General features: G+C 72.9%; 15 protein-coding genes and 1 pseudogene. 8 read left to right on the plus strand and 8 right to left on the minus strand.

The genetic code is table 11. From position 1 onward, the window contains the following. Positions 1–96: 96 nt before the first annotated feature. The 4 genes and pseudogenes from AB0927_RS39940 to AB0927_RS39955 all read right to left on the minus strand — a co-directional run bounded on the left by AB0927_RS39940 (position 97) and on the right by AB0927_RS39955 (position 3,247). Positions 97–765 carry a helix-turn-helix domain-containing protein gene (locus tag AB0927_RS39940; RefSeq protein ID WP_366672776.1) on the minus strand — a complete coding sequence of 223 codons (669 nt, stop codon included), beginning with the start codon at positions 763–765 and terminating at the stop codon, positions 97–99. 145 nt (positions 766–910) lie between these two features. Then, positions 911–1,608, minus strand: a pseudogene (locus AB0927_RS39945) (HAD-IA family hydrolase). A gap of 47 nt (positions 1,609–1,655) precedes the next feature. Continuing rightward, entirely contained in the window at positions 1,656–2,591 is a 936-nt protein-coding gene (locus AB0927_RS39950) for a M56 family metallopeptidase (protein ID WP_366672777.1), read from the minus strand. An 86-nt stretch (positions 2,592–2,677) separates the two neighbouring features. Then, positions 2,678–3,247: a DUF5134 domain-containing protein gene (locus AB0927_RS39955; RefSeq protein ID WP_366672778.1), complete on the minus strand. Its 570-nt coding sequence runs from the start codon at positions 3,245–3,247 to the stop codon at positions 2,678–2,680. Between the two features lie 165 nt (positions 3,248–3,412). Between AB0927_RS39955 and AB0927_RS39960 the strand changes: the two genes are divergently transcribed. After that, the gene (locus AB0927_RS39960) at positions 3,413–5,074 is read left to right on the plus strand and encodes an FUSC family protein (protein ID WP_366672779.1); all 1,662 of its coding nucleotides are present in this window, start codon (positions 3,413–3,415) and stop codon (positions 5,072–5,074) included. Further along, positions 5,071–5,622 (plus strand): MarR family transcriptional regulator, encoded by a 552-nt coding sequence (locus tag AB0927_RS39965; protein ID WP_366672780.1) that lies wholly within the window; start codon positions 5,071–5,073, stop codon positions 5,620–5,622. The genes AB0927_RS39960 and AB0927_RS39965 overlap by 4 nt, the downstream gene beginning before the upstream one ends. Before the next feature lie 40 nt (positions 5,623–5,662). Here the strand turns inward: AB0927_RS39965 and AB0927_RS39970 are convergent, their stop codons facing one another. Continuing rightward, a complete protein-coding gene (locus AB0927_RS39970; RefSeq protein WP_366672781.1) occupies positions 5,663–6,055 on the minus strand; it encodes a VOC family protein in 393 nt (130 codons plus the stop codon). A 72-nt stretch (positions 6,056–6,127) separates the two neighbouring features. Here AB0927_RS39970 and AB0927_RS39975 point away from each other — a divergent pair, with 72 nt between their 5' ends. Continuing rightward, positions 6,128–6,670: a GNAT family N-acetyltransferase gene (locus tag AB0927_RS39975; RefSeq protein ID WP_366672782.1), complete on the plus strand. Its 543-nt coding sequence runs from the start codon at positions 6,128–6,130 to the stop codon at positions 6,668–6,670. Between the two features lie 51 nt (positions 6,671–6,721). Here AB0927_RS39975 and AB0927_RS39980 read toward each other — a convergent pair whose 3' ends face one another. Beyond that, positions 6,722–7,405, minus strand: coding sequence for a glycerophosphodiester phosphodiesterase family protein (locus AB0927_RS39980; RefSeq protein WP_366672783.1), 684 nt, complete (start codon positions 7,403–7,405; stop codon positions 6,722–6,724). A gap of 393 nt (positions 7,406–7,798) precedes the next feature. On the opposite strand from AB0927_RS39980, the gene AB0927_RS39985 reads away from it, so the two are divergent. The 5 genes from AB0927_RS39985 (at position 7,799) to AB0927_RS40005 (ending at position 12,992) form a co-directional block, all read left to right on the plus strand. Next, on the plus strand, positions 7,799–9,196 hold the full coding sequence (locus tag AB0927_RS39985; RefSeq protein WP_366672784.1) for a DUF6421 family protein: 1,398 nt from the start codon (positions 7,799–7,801) through the stop codon (positions 9,194–9,196). Positions 9,197–9,243: 47 nt separating this feature from the next. After that, the gene (locus tag AB0927_RS39990) at positions 9,244–10,008 is read left to right on the plus strand and encodes an SDR family NAD(P)-dependent oxidoreductase (protein WP_366672785.1); all 765 of its coding nucleotides are present in this window, start codon (positions 9,244–9,246) and stop codon (positions 10,006–10,008) included. Continuing rightward, complete coding sequence (locus AB0927_RS39995) at positions 10,005–11,075, plus strand: low specificity L-threonine aldolase (RefSeq protein ID WP_366672786.1); 1,071 nt, start codon at positions 10,005–10,007, stop codon at positions 11,073–11,075. The genes AB0927_RS39990 and AB0927_RS39995 overlap by 4 nt, the downstream gene beginning before the upstream one ends. A 95-nt stretch (positions 11,076–11,170) precedes the next feature. Continuing rightward, positions 11,171–11,764: a transglutaminase domain-containing protein gene (locus tag AB0927_RS40000; protein ID WP_366672787.1), complete on the plus strand. Its 594-nt coding sequence runs from the start codon at positions 11,171–11,173 to the stop codon at positions 11,762–11,764. A 10-nt stretch (positions 11,765–11,774) separates the two neighbouring features. Beyond that, positions 11,775–12,992: a hypothetical protein gene (locus AB0927_RS40005; protein ID WP_366672788.1), complete on the plus strand. Its 1,218-nt coding sequence runs from the start codon at positions 11,775–11,777 to the stop codon at positions 12,990–12,992. A 25-nt stretch (positions 12,993–13,017) separates the two neighbouring features. On the opposite strand, the gene AB0927_RS40010 is transcribed toward AB0927_RS40005, so the two are convergent. Beyond that, positions 13,018–14,022: a hypothetical protein gene (locus tag AB0927_RS40010; RefSeq protein ID WP_366672789.1), complete on the minus strand. Its 1,005-nt coding sequence runs from the start codon at positions 14,020–14,022 to the stop codon at positions 13,018–13,020. A 101-nt stretch (positions 14,023–14,123) separates the two neighbouring features. Further along, positions 14,124–14,852, minus strand: a complete 729-nt coding sequence (locus AB0927_RS40015) for a lysophospholipid acyltransferase family protein (RefSeq protein ID WP_366672790.1) — start codon at positions 14,850–14,852, stop codon at positions 14,124–14,126. Positions 14,853–15,068 lie beyond the last annotated feature (216 nt).

Genomic DNA, 15,068 nt, shown 5'->3' on the forward strand with positions numbered 1-15,068 from the left:
TCGGTTGCCATGGCTCCGCCATGTCGCCCTCCTCCGCCTTGCGATGCACGGCACCAGACCCCGCTCCCTGATCCGGCCTGATCCAAACGAAAGACCCTAGGCCCGCTCCGTGGGCTCCCCGGTCGCGAAGAACCGTGACAGATCGGACGGGGGAGCGTCGGCGCCGGGGTCCTGCTCCGGCGGCGCTCCCAGCTCCCAGTCGAGCCCGTACCGCTGGAACAGCTCGGCGCGCAGCGCCGGGACGGGCATGGGCGCGCCCGGCATCAGGGCCGCGTACACCGCGCCCATCAGCACGGCCCGCAGCATCGGATAGTCGGCCGTCACGTCCGCCGAGCCGTACCGGGCCACGGTGTCGCCGAGCAGTTCCGACAGCCGCCGCTGTTCCGGGCACTCCACGAAGCCCTCGGCCTGGAGCAGCCCCGCCATGTGCTGGCGCATCAGCACCGGCCGCTCGCGGGCCAGCCCGAGGATCGCGTCGATGGCGCGCGCCAGCCGCTCCCGGCCGTCCTCGGTGCGCGGCTCCCGCTCCAGCGCCTCCTCCAACGTGCGGTGCATCAGCCGGTGCACGGCGGACTGCACGAGCCGGCGCTTGCCGGGGAAGTAGTACGACACCAGGCCGCGGGCGGAGCCGGCGCGGTCCGCGATGTCGCCGAGCGTCGTGGCCTCGAAGCCGCGCTCGTCCACCAGTTCCACGGCGGCCTGCAACAGCCGCTCCCGGGAACGTCTTCGCAATTCTTCATTGACCGAGGCGCTGCGCGGGGACATGCTGGACTCCTGCGTTGACTGGCTGCCAGCCAACCATACTCAACGCACCGGAACCCACGGGCTCCGGACCCAGCCGCCGGCTGCCGGGGTGACGCGGGGGATCACCTCGGCGGACGGTGTGCGTCCACCCGGTGCGACGGGCGGGTCAGATCAGGTCCCGGGCCAGGTCGAGGACCGGGAGCAGCGCGCCGGGGCGGTCACCGACCGGCAGGTGGTCCACGAAGTGCACCCGGCAGCCGAGCGCCGCCGCACCCCCGTCCGCCTCCTCGCTGTCGCCGACCATCAGTGTCTGCCGGGGATCGGCGCCGAGCGCCGCGCAGGCGACCGAGAACAGCCGGGCGTCCGGCTTCTGCACCCCGTGCTCGTACGACAGCGCGTAGGCATCCACGAACCCGTCGAGGCCGTGCGCGCGGAAGACCGGGCGCAGATCCCAGCCGATGTTGCTGACCACCGCCACGCCGACGCCGCGCTCGCGCAGGGTGCGCAGCACCTCCGCGGCGTCCGGGTAGGGGTCCAGGCGGCGGGGGACATGTGCCGGGTGTACAACGCGTCGTGCAGGTCCGGATCGGGCAGCGGCACCCGCCGGGACATTCCCGTGAACGCCGCCCGGTGCAGCTCCGCGCTCTCGTCCCGGCGCGCCCACAGCCCGGCCAGTTCCTCGGGCACCCGCACCGGCGCCGCGCCGCCCGGCAGCGCACCGGCCGCCTCCAACGCCCTTGCTGCTTCCTTCAGTTCGGGCACGGGAAGGTCCCGCCCCGTCTCGTCGAGCACCGTACGCAGCCAGGACTCGGTGGACTCGACGCGGAACAGCGTCCCGGAGAAGTCGAACAGCACGGCAGACATGCGGCGGACTCTATCCGAGGGCGCTCGCGGGGGGAGGCGGGTCGCCCTCAGCCCAGCGCCCGCAGCCCCGGCACCAGGGTCAGCAGCACCGGAAGCGCCGGGACCAGCGCGGCGAACGCCGTGAGCCGCAGCCGGTGCCAGGCGGGGAGGCGGTCGGGCGGGGTGAGCAGCCGGTTCACCCGCTGTGGCACATGGGCCTCGGGGGTCGGGCAGGGCCCGAACACCCCCCGCTCCTCGTTGAGTTCGACCAGTGCGAGGGCGGTCGTCAGCCGGCCGAAGCGCCGCGAGGCCATGTCGTCGGCGGCCAGCTCCACCAGCCGGTGCATCTCGTCCCGGAACGCGGCGAACACCGGCACCTGGGGGAACCCGCCCGCGAGCGCGGCCGAGCAGTGCAGCAGCCAGTCGTGCCGCGCCTGCGCGTGCCCCCGCTCATGGGCCAGCAGCGCATCGAGCTGACGCCCCTTCAGACGCCTCAACGCGGCCGTGGTGACGACCAGTCGGGGCGTGGTACCGGCCAGCCACCAGGCGTCGGGACGCCTGTCCTCCAGCACCACGAGCCGGCCTTCCCCCGGCTCCTCGCCAGGCAACAGCGGTGCCCGCACGAGGAGTTCGGCCCGCTGGACCCGCCGCCGCGCGCGGGATCGTACGACCTCCCGCACCAGCATGGCCGCGCTCCACAGGCCGGCGCAGGCCAGCAGGACGGCGGTGGCCGCCGCCCAGGGACTCGCGGTGCCGAGGGCGTACGCGTCCACCACCGCGCGCGGCGCCCGCGCGAACACCTGCCCGCGCACCGGCGCCCAGGCCGCGGCGGCGCTCAGCGTCATCGACAGCGCGCAGCACAGCAGGACGGCCGCCACGACGCACTGCCACGCCCACAGGGCGACGACCGGTTCACGGTCCGGCCAGTCGGCGCGGGCGAGCAGCCGCGGGCCGACGACGGCCGTGAGGACGCCGAGCAGTAAAAGGGCCACCGGGACCATCATGGACAGCACCCTATGAGCGCGGGGCCGCCCGGCGGTACGGTCCGTCGCGCCGAAGTGACGCAGGCAACGCCCGCGCGGGCGCGGTCTCACATCGTCAGGAGCATCGCCACCATCCCGATGGCCATCGACAGCCGGCACGCGCGGGCCAGTTCCGGGCGGTCGCCCCAGCGGGCGGGCGGCGGGGGGCCGCCGGCGGTTGCCGCGGCCGGGACGAGGCGGGCGCCGGACAGCAGCACGTAGCCCGTGAAGTACAGGAGCAGGGCGCCGGTCACCACGGGGACCCCGGTGCCGCCGTGCATGGACATGCCCTCCATGGGATGGGCGGCGGGCGGGGCCGAAGCCATCGCGGCGGCCATGTAGACCATCGCGGCCGTGCCCGCCAGGTGGTGCAGATGGTGTCGGTCGCGGCGCGCGGCCCACAGTGCGTGCAGCGCGGCCAGGCCGAAGACGCTCGCGTACACCGGCCAGGCCCACCCCGGTGGCGTGAACACCGCCGCCGGGACGGCCATCGCGGCCATGCCGAAGCCCATCAGCGCCTCGCCGCCCGCGGCCCGGCGCTGTTCCTCGACGGCGCTGCGCAGCCGCAGCAGGCAGTAGGCCCCGGTCGCCGCGCACAGCGCGACCAGCAACCAGGCGGCCGACACGGGTCCGTGCACGGGTACCTCCCCCGCTCGACGGTCGGTCGAGGGATGCGATGCCCAGGCCGGGCGGGGGCGCACGCACGCGCAAGGGTGTACACGGGGAGCGCTGGCGGGGGCACGGCAGATGAGCGTCGGGCGCCGCACATGTTTTACCAGTAAAACATGTGCTAAATTTGTTGTATGAGCAGTGCGACCCCCCTCCGTCTTCCCCTCGCCGGGATCCTCCGCCTCGGCCGGCCCTCGGACATCTGGTTCAAGCCCGCGCTGAGCGTGGTCGCCGCGGTCGCCCCGCCCAACCTGTTGCTGCTGGCGCTCGGCCGCCTCGACCTCGCCATGTACACGATGGCCGGATCCCTGTGCGCCCTCTACGGCCACAACCGGCCGTACGCCGCGCGGGCGCGGGCCCTGGTCTGGGTGGTGCTCGGCATGGTCGCCGGTGTCGCCGTCGCCCTGGTCACGGCCTCGCTCACCTCCGACGCCGTCATCCTCGTGACCGTCGGTGCCGTGCTGGCCGCGGTCCAGAAGGCCCTGTGCGACGCCACCCGGATCGGGCCGCCGGGCAACGTGATCTTCACCTTCATCAGCTCCGCCTCCCTGTTCGCCCCGCAGACCCTCGGCCAGGTGCCGGGCCACCTCGCCCTCGCCCTCGCGGCCGGCGCCTGGTCCTGGCTGGTCGGCATGGCGCCCGGACTGGTCCGCCCGCACGGCCCCGAGCGCCGCGCCACCGCGGGGGCCCTGAACGCCACCGCCGCCTACGCCGACACCCGCGGCACCGGCGAGGGGCACGCCCGGGCCCGCGCCGCGAGCGCCGCCGCCATCCACGCCGCCTGGCAGTCCCTGCTCGCCGTCGGCGACCGCCCCGACGCCACCCGCCGCGCCCTCGAACGGCTCCTCGTCCGCGCCGAGGTCGCCCTCGCCGCCCCCGCCGACACCGACCCGGCACGCCTGCGCGCCTGGGCCCGCGAACTGCGCGGCTTCCGCCGCGACGTCACCCTCGACATCCCCGGCGAGCACGCCGACGAACTCCTCGGCGTGGACACCGAGCTGGCCCTGCCGCGCCCGTCGCTGCGCCACCGCCTCGCGCCGCTCGCCCCCCTCGTCGTACGCACCGCCCTCGGCTGCGCCCTCGCCGGCTACGCCTCCCTCGCCCTCGGCGTCGGCCGCCCCTACTGGGCCCTGGTCACCGCGGCCTCCCTCTACCAGGCCAACATCACCCTCACCTGGCGCCGGGGCGTCCAGCGCGTCGTCGGCAACCTCGTCGGCGTCCTCGTCTTCGCCGCCCTCGCCCCGCTCGCCCACCTCAACGCGGCGGCCCTGGTGCTGTGCTGCGTCGCCCTGAACTTCGGCGCGGAGGCGCTGATCGGCCGCAACTACTGGCTCGGCAGCATCTGCGTCACCCCGATGGCCCTGCTGATCACCGAGTTCGCCCACCTCCAGGACTCCGCGGAACTGATCACCGACCGGGTCGTGGACACCCTCGTCGGGGCCCTCGTCGGCTTCGTCGCCGCCATCGCCGTCACCAACCGGCGCGCCGGCGACCGCCTGGAGCACGCGCTGACCGAGGCGGAACGCGCCGCCGAGAACGCCGCCCGGCTGCTCGCCGAGGCGCGCCCGGAACCCCGCGCCCTGGACGGAGCGCGCCGGGGCCTCACCGCCGCGCTGGTGGACCTGCGCGCCACCGCCGACGCCGCGTCCGGCGAGTGGTGGCAGCGCGCCCTGCCCGAGGACCGGGTCGTGCTCACCGAACAGTCCGGACACCGTACGCTCGCGGCGACGGTGCGACGCCAGGGGCTCGCGCCGCGGCAGCACGATCCGGGGACGACGGAGGACATACGGCCATGACGGCGACGAACGGCACACCATCGCGGCACGAGGCGTCCACGGCCGACACGGTCGCCGCCGTCGTACGCCAGTGGCGGGCCGTCCACCCCGAGCTGGACACCGGGCCGATGGAGGTCATCGGGCGGATCAACAGGTGCGCGGCGCTGCTCCAGCAGGCCGAGGACGCGCCGCTGCGCCGTGCCGGGCTCAGCCGCCCCGAGTTCGACCTCCTCGGCGCGCTGCGCCGCACCGGGCACGAGCTGACGCCGGGGGAGCTGGCCCGGGAGACGTTCTCCTCCGGGGCCGCCGTCACCAAGCGGATCAAGCAGCTGACCGAGCGGGGCCTCGTGGAGCGGCGCGGCGACACCCGCGACCGCCGCGTCGCCCATGTCCGCCTCACCGACGCGGGCCGCGACCTGGTCGACGGCATCCTCCCCGAACAGCTCGCCTACGAGACCGCGGTCCTCTCGGTCCTGGCCCCGACGGGCCGCGACGAGCTCGCCACGCTGCTCGCGGACCTGCTGACGCGCCTGGAGGGCAGGATGGGCGCGCTGCGGGCCGGGGGCTGACCGCCCGGTTCCCGCACCTCCCCGGGTACGAAACGGCCGGTCAGATCCCCGGCCGGTGCCTCAGCGGATGGTCCGACGGCACCTCCACCAGGACGATCCGCGTACTGTCCGGATCCGCGAGCCACATCTCGACGAGCCCCCACGGCTCCTTCACCGGCGGCCGGACGATCTCCACCCCTTTCGCCCGGAGTTCCTCGTACGCCGCCGTCACGTCCTCGACCTGCATCCACAGGGCCACGGCGGGCGACGGCGGAGCCGAGGCGCGGCCGGAGACCTCCAGGAAGCCGCCGCCGAGGAAGTACACCGTCCCCCGCTCAGGACCCGTGCCGAACTCGCGGTACACGGGCAGGCCCAGCCGCTCGCCGTAGAAGACGCGGCTGCGTTCGGGGTCGGTGGGTCGCAGAAGTGTCCGGCTGCTGAGCACATGCACCATGCCCGCGCAGCCTAGTGGCACAGTTACCCTCGACCCTGGCTCAGCCACGCCCGAGATCGGAGAACCGCCCCCATGCACAGCGCCGCCGCCCCCGGCCTCACCTTCCGAGACGCCACCGACGCAGACGTCGACGCGCTGGTCGTGCTGATCGAGTCGGCCTACCGCGGAGACGCCAGCCGGGCCGGGTGGACCACGGAGGCGGACATCCTGGAGGGCCGGCGCACCGACCCCGAGGGCGTGCTCGACGTGATCAAGTCGCCGGACAGCCGGCTGCTCACCGTCGAGCGCGACGGCCGTATCGTCGCCTGCTGCCAGCTCGAACACCGCGGTGATCACGCCTACTTCGGCATGTTCGCGGTCAGCCCCACCTTGCAGGGCGAGGGGCTCGGCAAGACCGTCATCGCGGAGGCCGAGCGCCTGTCCCGCGCGGCATGGGGCATCAGCGAGATGCACATGACCGTGATCTCCGTGCGGGAGGACCTGATCGCCTGGTACGAGCGGCGCGGCTACCGCCGTACGGGACAGATGTCCCCGTTCCCGTACGGCGACGAGCGCTTCGGCATCCCGCAGCGCGCCGACCTGGAGTTCGAGCTGCTGGTCAAGAAGCTCGGCTGAACCCCCGGGGGCGCCCCGGCCGGACCCGCGGCGCCCGGCGCGTGTTCCGCCCTACGCCGTGAACCGGCCCGTGCGCTTGATCTCCGGGAAGTCCGTGGTCGCCCCGTCGAGTTCCAGGGCACGGACCAGCCGCAGGTGGTCCTGCGTGTTGACCGTCCAGCCGATGATCCTCAGCCTGGCCGCGCGCGCGTGCTCGACGGTCTCCAGGGTGAGCCGGCGGATGTCCAGGCACAGGGTCGGCGCGCCCACGGCGACCGCGCGCTCGACCACCTCGGGGCCGTAACGCCCGGCGATCAGCGCGGTGCGCACGCCGGGCACCAGCCGGGCGATCTCGGCGACCGCCTCGTCGTGGAACGAGGACACCTCCACCCGCCCGACCAGATCCCGCTCCAGCATCACCCGCGCCAGCTCGCGGGCCGCCGCCACGTCCTTGATCTCGGCCTGCAGCGGCGCGTCCACCGCGTCCAGGACCTCCTCGAACACGGGCACCCGCTCCCCGCGCCCGGCGTCCAGCGCGCGCAGCTCGGAGAGGGTCTTCTCGGCGATCGGCCCGGAGCCGTCGGTCGTGCGGTCCACCTCGGCGTCGTGCATGACGACCAGGGCGCCGTCCTTGCTCAGATGCAGATCCAGTTCGATCAGGTCGAGGCCGGCCCGCTGCGCGGCGACGAAGGAACGAAGGGTGTTCTCGGGTTCCACACCCATGACCCCGCGGTGACCGATGGTAAGGAAGTTCAAGGTTCGACTCGCTTCCGTCGACGGCGGCTCGGCACGCGCGGCGACGGGCGGACGCCGTCGTCCGTGCGGGCAGGTCGCAGCCTAACGGGCCCGACCCGGGATGAACCCGCATGCGCGCGGACGATCTGGGCGCGCCGCGGGTCGCGCCTGGCCGCCACCCCGGTGCGGCATCACTCACACGTGGGCGAGTCCCCCCGCGCTTGACAGGCCGGATATCGCCCCTCCGAACCCTCCGGCCGGACGGTCGAAAGTGAGCGTCGTCACGGTTTACCGCAGGAAAAATGTCGGTGACCATGTCACCTGACAGAAAAATCTCCTGCGCTGCCTCTTGATGGGGGAATCAGGGTATGCATACGGTGTCCATACGCGAGGTTCTCCCGTGGAGGATGGAAAATGACGGATATTCTTGTGCAGTCGAGTACGAAGGGGCAGGTTTCTTCGCAGGCCAGGGTGGTTGACCACCCCGCCTGGCCCGCGCTCAAGGGTGCCGTCGAACAGATTCGGCCATGGCAGTCGGCCGACGGCTCCATCGATTTCGAGGCCGAGGGCGCACCCGCCAAGGCCGACGCCGAGGCCGCCGTGCGCCGTGTCGCCGAGGCCGTCGAGCGGCTCTCGCCGCTCCTGCCGTACGACGCCGCCTACCACGAGGCCCTGGTGAAGGACCTGCGCCGCTGGGCCGAGGGCGGCTTCGAGGTGCCGGACTTCCTGGACTCCCTGCTCGCCTTCCACCCCGCGGCGCACCGCGCGGACGGCCTCCAGCACCTGGTCGTCTTCCCGATGTACACGCAGAACGGCAACCTCGACCGCAACCTGGAGGCGGTCGTGCTGCGCATGGTCTGGCCCGATTGGCTGGCCGAGCTGGAGCGCACCCGCTACGACAACCCGCTGTTCTGCGGCATCACGTTCGAGGACTTCACCTCGGGCTACGACACGAACTCGGCCGTCCTCTTCCCGGAGACCATCGCCGTCCGTGAGGCGCCGGAACGTTTCTCCTGGGGTGGCATCTTCTGCGACCGCGAGGCCGCCCGCTTCCGCCGCGTCACCGAGGCAGCCGTCGGCATCCTGGGCCTGGAGCTGCCCGAGGACATCGCCGCGATGGTCCACGACCAGAAGCGCTGCGAAGAGGCCTTCGTGCTCTGGGACATGGTCCACGACCGCACGCACAGCCACGGCGACCTGCCGTTCGACCCGTTCATGATCAAGCAGCGCCAGCCGTTCTGGATGTACGGCCTGGAGGAGCTGCGCTGCGACCTCACCGCCTTCAAGGAGGCCGTGAAGCTGGAGGCGGACGGCGTCCCGCAGGCCCGTGACGTGCAGTACGCGGTGCTCTTCGACCGCATGTTCCGCTTCCCCGTCACCGGCGACCGGGTGCGCAACTACGACGGCCTCGGCGGCCAGCTCCTCTTCGCCTACCTGCACCAACACGACGTCGTGCGCTGGATCGACAACAAGCTGTCCATCGACTGGGAACGCGCCCCGCAGGTCACCAACCAGCTGTGCGCCGAGATCGAGAAGCTGTACCGGGACGGCATCGACCGCCCCAAGCTCGTGCACTGGTTCGCCGGCTACGAGCTGGTGTCCGGCTACCTCGCCCCGCACCCCGGCTCCAAGTGGGCCAAGGGTCCGGACGCCCTGGACCTGACCCTGCCGCCGCGCAAGCTGGTGGACGACGTGCTGCCGGACGAGTTTCCGCTGAGCATGTTCTTTGAAGCCCTGTCCAAGAAGCTGAAGAATGTGATCGCCTCCACCCGGGGCATCACGGCGGACAGCGCCGAGCGGCTCGCCGCGTGACGGACGGCGCACGCTCCACACACATCACTGCTGCAGAGGGGAAGATCATGGGGAACGGGTCGAACGGGGCGCTCAGCGGTGCGGTGATCGCGGTGGCCGGCGCGGGCGGACCCGCCGGCCGGGCGACGCTGTTGCGCCTGGCCGAGGCCGGGGCGACCGTCGTCGGAGCGGACAACGACCCGCAGCGGCTGTCGGAGGCCGTGGACGCGGCCCGCTACGCCTCCGGGGGCGCCACGGTCACGGGCGACACCGTGGACCTGCTCGACCTGCGGTCCACCCGGGAGTGGGCCGAGCACGTCGAGAAGGACTTCGGCCGCGTCGACGGCCTGGTGCACCTGGTCGGCGGCTGGCGCGGCAGCGAGACCTTCACCAAGACCAGCCTGGACGACTGGGACTTCCTGGAGCTGCTGCTGGTGCGCACCGTGCAGCACACCTCGCTCGCCTTCCACGAGGCGCTCCAGCGCAGCGAGCGCGGCCGCTACGTGCTGATCAGCGCGGCCGGCGCGTCCAAGCCCACCGCGGGCAACGCCGCCTACTCCGCGGCCAAGGCCGCCGCCGAGGCGTGGACGCTGGCCATGGCGGACTACTTCCGCAAGGCGGGCAAGGCGGAGGGCGCCGAGGGCCCGACGTCGGCGGCTACGATCCTGGTGGTCAAGGCGCTGGTGCACGACGCGATGCGCGCCGAACGCCCCAACGCGAAGTTCGCGGGCTTCACGGACGTCAAGGACCTGGCCGAGGCCATCGAGGGCGTCTGGAGCAAGTCCGCAGCCGAGTTGAACGGAAACCGTCTGTGGCTGACCGAGAAGCCGTGAACCCTCCCAGGACCGACGCGCGTCGCCATCACGACCCGGAGGTCCGCGGTTTCGCCAGTGACAACTACGCCGGGGCGCACCCGGAGGTGCTGGCCGCCCTGTCCCTGGCCAACGGCGGCCACCAGGTGGCGTACGGCGAGGACCAGTACACCGAGAACCTCCAGCGGATCATCCGCAGCCACTTCGGGGCCACCGCGGAGGCCTTCCCGGTCTTCAACGGCACCGGCGCGAACGTGGTCGCGCTCCAGGCGGTCACCGACCGCTGGGGCGCGGTGATCTGCGCCGAGAGCGCGCACATCAACGTGGACGAGGGCGGGGCGCCCGAGCGGATGGGCGGGCTCAAGCTGCTCACCGTGCCCACGCCGGACGGCAAGCTCACCCCCGAGCTGATCGACCGGCAGGCCTGGGGCTGGGAGGACGAGCACCGCGCGATGCCGCAGGTCGTCTCGATCACCCAGTCCACGGAGCTGGGCACGCTCTACACGCCGGACGAGATCCGCGCGATCTGCGAGCACGCCCACGCGCACGGCATGAAGGTGCACCTGGACGGCTCCCGGATAGCCAACGCGGCCGCCTCCCTGGACGTGCCGATGCGCACGTTCACCGACGCGGTCGGCGTCGACATCCTCTCGCTCGGCGGGACGAAGAACGGCGCCGTGTTCGGCGAGGCGGTCGTGGTCCTCAACCCGGACGCCGTGCGCAGGATGAAGCACCTGCGCAAGCTGTCGATGCAGCTCGCCTCCAAGATGCGCTTCGTCTCGGTGCAGCTGGAGGCGCTGCTCGCCAAGGACCTGTGGCTGCGCAACGCCCGGCACGCAAACGAGATGGCCCAGCGGCTCGCCGAGGGCGTGCGCGCGGTGCACGGCGTGGAGATCCTCTACCCGGTGCAGGCCAACGGTGTCTTCGCCCGGCTCCCGCACGACGTGAGCGAGCGGCTGCAGAAGCGCTTCCGCTTCTACTTCTGGGACGAGGCCGCCGGGACCGTGCGCTGGATGTGCGCCTTCGACACCACGGAGGAGGACGTCGACACCTTCGTGGCGGCCCTCAAGGAGGAGATGGCCCGCTAGCGAGGCGTCCGGACCTGGACACAGCACTGCATAGGTATGCGGTCACCTGAAAAGTCATTGACTGACGGGTGATCGCGTTCCTATGCTCTGCGGGCATGCAGCTGATCCAGGAAACCGCCGACCTCTCCGCGTACTTGGCCGCCGACGAGGTCATCGACCATCACCATCCGGTGGTGCGGGAGACGGCCGCCCGGCTGGCCACCGAGGCGGCGGACTCGTATGCCTATGCGCGTCTCGCCTATGAGTTCGTCCGCGACGCGGTCCCGCACTCCGCCGACACCGGCGACCTCCGTGTCACCTGGCGGGCCTCCGACGTCCTCGCGCGGCGGACCGGCATCTGCCACGCCAAGGCGCACGCGCTGGCGGCCCTGCTGCGCGCCGAGGACATCCCGACGGCCCTGTGCTACCAGCGCCTGCGCGACGACGAGGGCGACGGGCACGTCCTGCACGGCCTGGTCGCCGTCCGCTTCCACGGCGCCTGGCACCGGCAGGACCCGCGCGGCAACAAGCCCGGCGTCGACGCGCGGTTCTCCCTGACCGGCGAGCGACTCGCCTGGATCCCCGACCCGGCCGCGGGCGAGCTGGATCACCCGGAGCTGTACGCCGCCGCGCACCCGGCCGTCCTCGACGCCCTGCGCACCGCCCCCGACCGCGAGGCCCTCGGGAGGGCGCTGCCGAGCGCCCTGTAATCTCCCGGGCATGACTGACGGGGGAGTGACGGAGGAAGAGGCCGGCGGCGTCCGGGAGGCCGCCGGAGCGGCGGGTGGGACGGGTCGGTTCTCCTGGCTGCGCGGGCACCCGTGGCTCGCCGGCGCCGTGGCGCTGGCCGTCGTCGCGGGCGGCGTCGCGGTGCCGCTGGCGCTCGGCGGCGGGGGCGGCCCTTCCTGCAAGGAACTGCCCGCGTCCACCCGGGCGTTGGCCCGTGATCCGGCGGCGGCGACCCGGGCCCTCGACCCCCGGGACGACATGTCCCGTTTCACCGCCGTGCGCGCGCTCCTGCCGACCGGGAGGCTGTGCGGGGACGGCGGGCGGGTGCTCGGCGAGGTGGTCGACGCCGCCACGGGCACGACCGGCGCGGGGACCACCGTCGCCGGCAGGGCCCACACCATGGCCCAGGCACGCGCCCTCTACGCGGTCGTGGTCCTCTACCGTGAGGACGAAGTGCCCTCCGGCGCGGAGCCGGGCCTGGCCCGGATGCTCGCCGGATACATCGTGGACACCACACGGCCCGCCTTCTCCGGCGACGGCTCCAACACCCCTGCCGCGTCGGCCCGTTCGGCCGTACCGGACGAGACGGGCTGGTCCCGCTTCGGCGCCTTCCTCTCACCCGCCGACGCGCACCCGGACTTCGGCTTCGACCAGTCCGGCGGGCTCAGCGTCTACGTGGGCCCGCTCTTCGACGGCCTCGCCAAAGACCCGGAGGCGTTCGCGATCCTCTACGACGCCGAACGCGCCTACCTCGCCCACTACCTGGAACGTCTCACCGACCGTGGCACCGTCCCCGGCTACCACCCCGGGAAGGGACCGAAGGGGCAGCGGACCTCCGACACCTCCAGCGCGGACGCCGACCTGGACGACATCGCCCGCCGGGTCGGCGGTCTGATGCGCGTCCGGACGAGCGGCGTGCGCGACGGCGACACCGACCTCGCCGCCTACGACCGGTCGGTACGGCGACACACCCGCGGCGCCTACCGGGCGGCCCCGGCGCGCGTGACCACCCGGCCCCCGATGGGCGGCATCGCCGGCCGCCCGGTGAGCGGGCCCGTGCGCGGTGATCTCCTGGACGGGCGCGAGCAGTTGTTCCAGGAGCTGGACGCCTGGGCGAAGACCCGGAAGGTACCGGCCGCGCGGCTGTCTGCCATGCGTCAGATCCTCGACGACGGCTATGTGCAGGCATTCCGCGTCGGGTCGCTCTGACGGCCGCCGGACCCGCGCGCGATGTTCAGCCGAACGACCGCAGCCCCGAACAGCCGCGCCGCTCCACCTGGTCCTCGGCGAAGGAGCGCAGCGCCGCCCGACGTTCGGCGTCGCCGACCGACTTCGACGCCCTGACCGCGAAATTGGCCGACTCGCCGTCGCAGCGGGCGGTCGCGGTCAGCGGCATGCGCACGCCGTGCTCGGTGACCAGACGGTTGCTCCAGTCGCCGTACCAGGCGGCGAGGCTCATCTCCGTCTGCTCCCCGCTTCCGTTCCGCAGTGACAGGTCGCAACGGCCCCCGGGCGAGGTGTCGGTCAGCAGCGGCTGTACCCGCCAGCCCCTGCCCTTCGGGAGCCGGGCGCGGGCCGCCCAGCCGCAGCCGGTGCCGGCCGCCTCGGACACCGGGACACCGCGCGGCTGGTGAGAGGAGTCCGGCAGCGCGCCTGCCGTCTTCTTCGGCACCGTCAGCGGCTTCGCCCCGCAACCCAGGTGCCGGGATGCCGAGTCGACGAGCGGGACGACGGTCTCGTAGACGGCGTGCGGGTCACGGAGGGTGTCCCGGCCGGGGGCGGCGATCACCAGCATCCGGTGCGGCCGGCCCGCCGAGTCCCGGCCGAGGGCCGGGCAGCGCAGCAGGAACTGCAACTCCCCGGCGCTGTCGACGAACCCGGGCAGGTCGTCCGGCAGCGGATAGACGGTGCCGAAGCCGTCCTGGGGGAAGGAGAACAGGAACTTGGCGTCCTGGTCGTCGCGCCGGGTGTAGGCGGACATCGTCACCACCAGCGTGGCGTCGTGGGGACCGTCGAAGCGCAGACTGCACCCGTAATCACCGAGTCCGGCGTGCTCCGTGGTGTCCGCGCGGGTGAAGTGGCCCCCCGTGGAGGCGAGTTGCCGTACCGCACCCGACGGCAGCGCGCCGTCGCAGGCGGTGCGCAGCAGCCACCAGTCCTTCACGTACGGCGTGCACAGCCAGCCGGCCAGCGCCAGCACGGCCACCGCCGCGCACCACACCTTCCACCAACGCCGCATCGCCCAGCCCCCGTACAGCGGTCGGTACCCGAGAGCCGGCCGGCTCTCCCGTCATGAGCGGGCACCCTATCGGGCGGGCCCCGGCGGCACCGGCCCGGGTGTCAGTGGACCTGGAGGGCGCGCAGTGCCTCCGCCGTGGGCGCCGTACCGCCGAGGTGGGCCGGGAGCCACCAGGAGTCCGCGGGGCCCTTCGGGCGGCCCGGGTAGGCGCGCTGGGCGGCTTCCAGCAGTTCCTGGACGCGCTCGCGCAGCCGGCGGGTGATCACCCCGGCGTACTGGTCGCGCGGCGCCTGAACGGCCTCGCCCACGCGGATGGTGACGGGCAGGTGGCTGCGCTTGAAGTCGCGGGGGTGGCCCTTGGTCCACAGCCGCTGGGTGCCCCACAGCGCCATCGGGATCAGCGGCACCCCGGCCTCCTGGGCGAGCCGGGCGGCGCCCGACTTGAAGCCCTTCAGGGTGAACGACTGCGAGATGGTGGCCTCCGGGAAGACGCCGATGACCTCACCGGAACGCAGCGAGTCCAGCGCGTGGGCGTAGGCGGCCTCGCCCTGCCCCCGGTCCACCGGGATGTGCTTCATGCCGCGCATCAGCGGCCCGGAGATCCTGTGTCGGAAGACGGACTCCTTCGCCATGAACCGCACCAGGCGCTTCTGCGGCAGCGCGGCCAGGCCGTCGAAGATGAAGTCCAGGTAGCTGATGTGATTGCTCACCAGCACGGCGCCGCCGGAGCGCGGGATGTTCGACGACCCCTGGCAGTCGATCTTCAGGTCCCAGACCTTGAACAGCGTCTTGGCGAATCCGATGACGGGACGGTAGACCAGCTCTGCCATGGGCGGGATGAACCCTTTCTGCTCTGCTCGGGAAAGGGGCTCCCGGCGAAAAGTTACGCAGCCGTAGGTTTACGGCGTATCGCAGATCGTGCCCCAAGAACGTGTGGGTGGCCAGTTCTGGTGCCCCGCCGCGGCGAGATCCTCGTCACGTCGGCCCCGAACCGCCGGGGCCGTGCCGCGGCCCGTCCCCCCACCGCCCCCCCCCCAGCAACAGCG

The sequence above is a fragment of the Streptomyces sp. NPDC048106 genome, assembly GCF_040706415.1.
Taxonomy (GTDB): Bacteria; Actinomycetota; Actinomycetes; order Streptomycetales; family Streptomycetaceae; genus Streptomyces.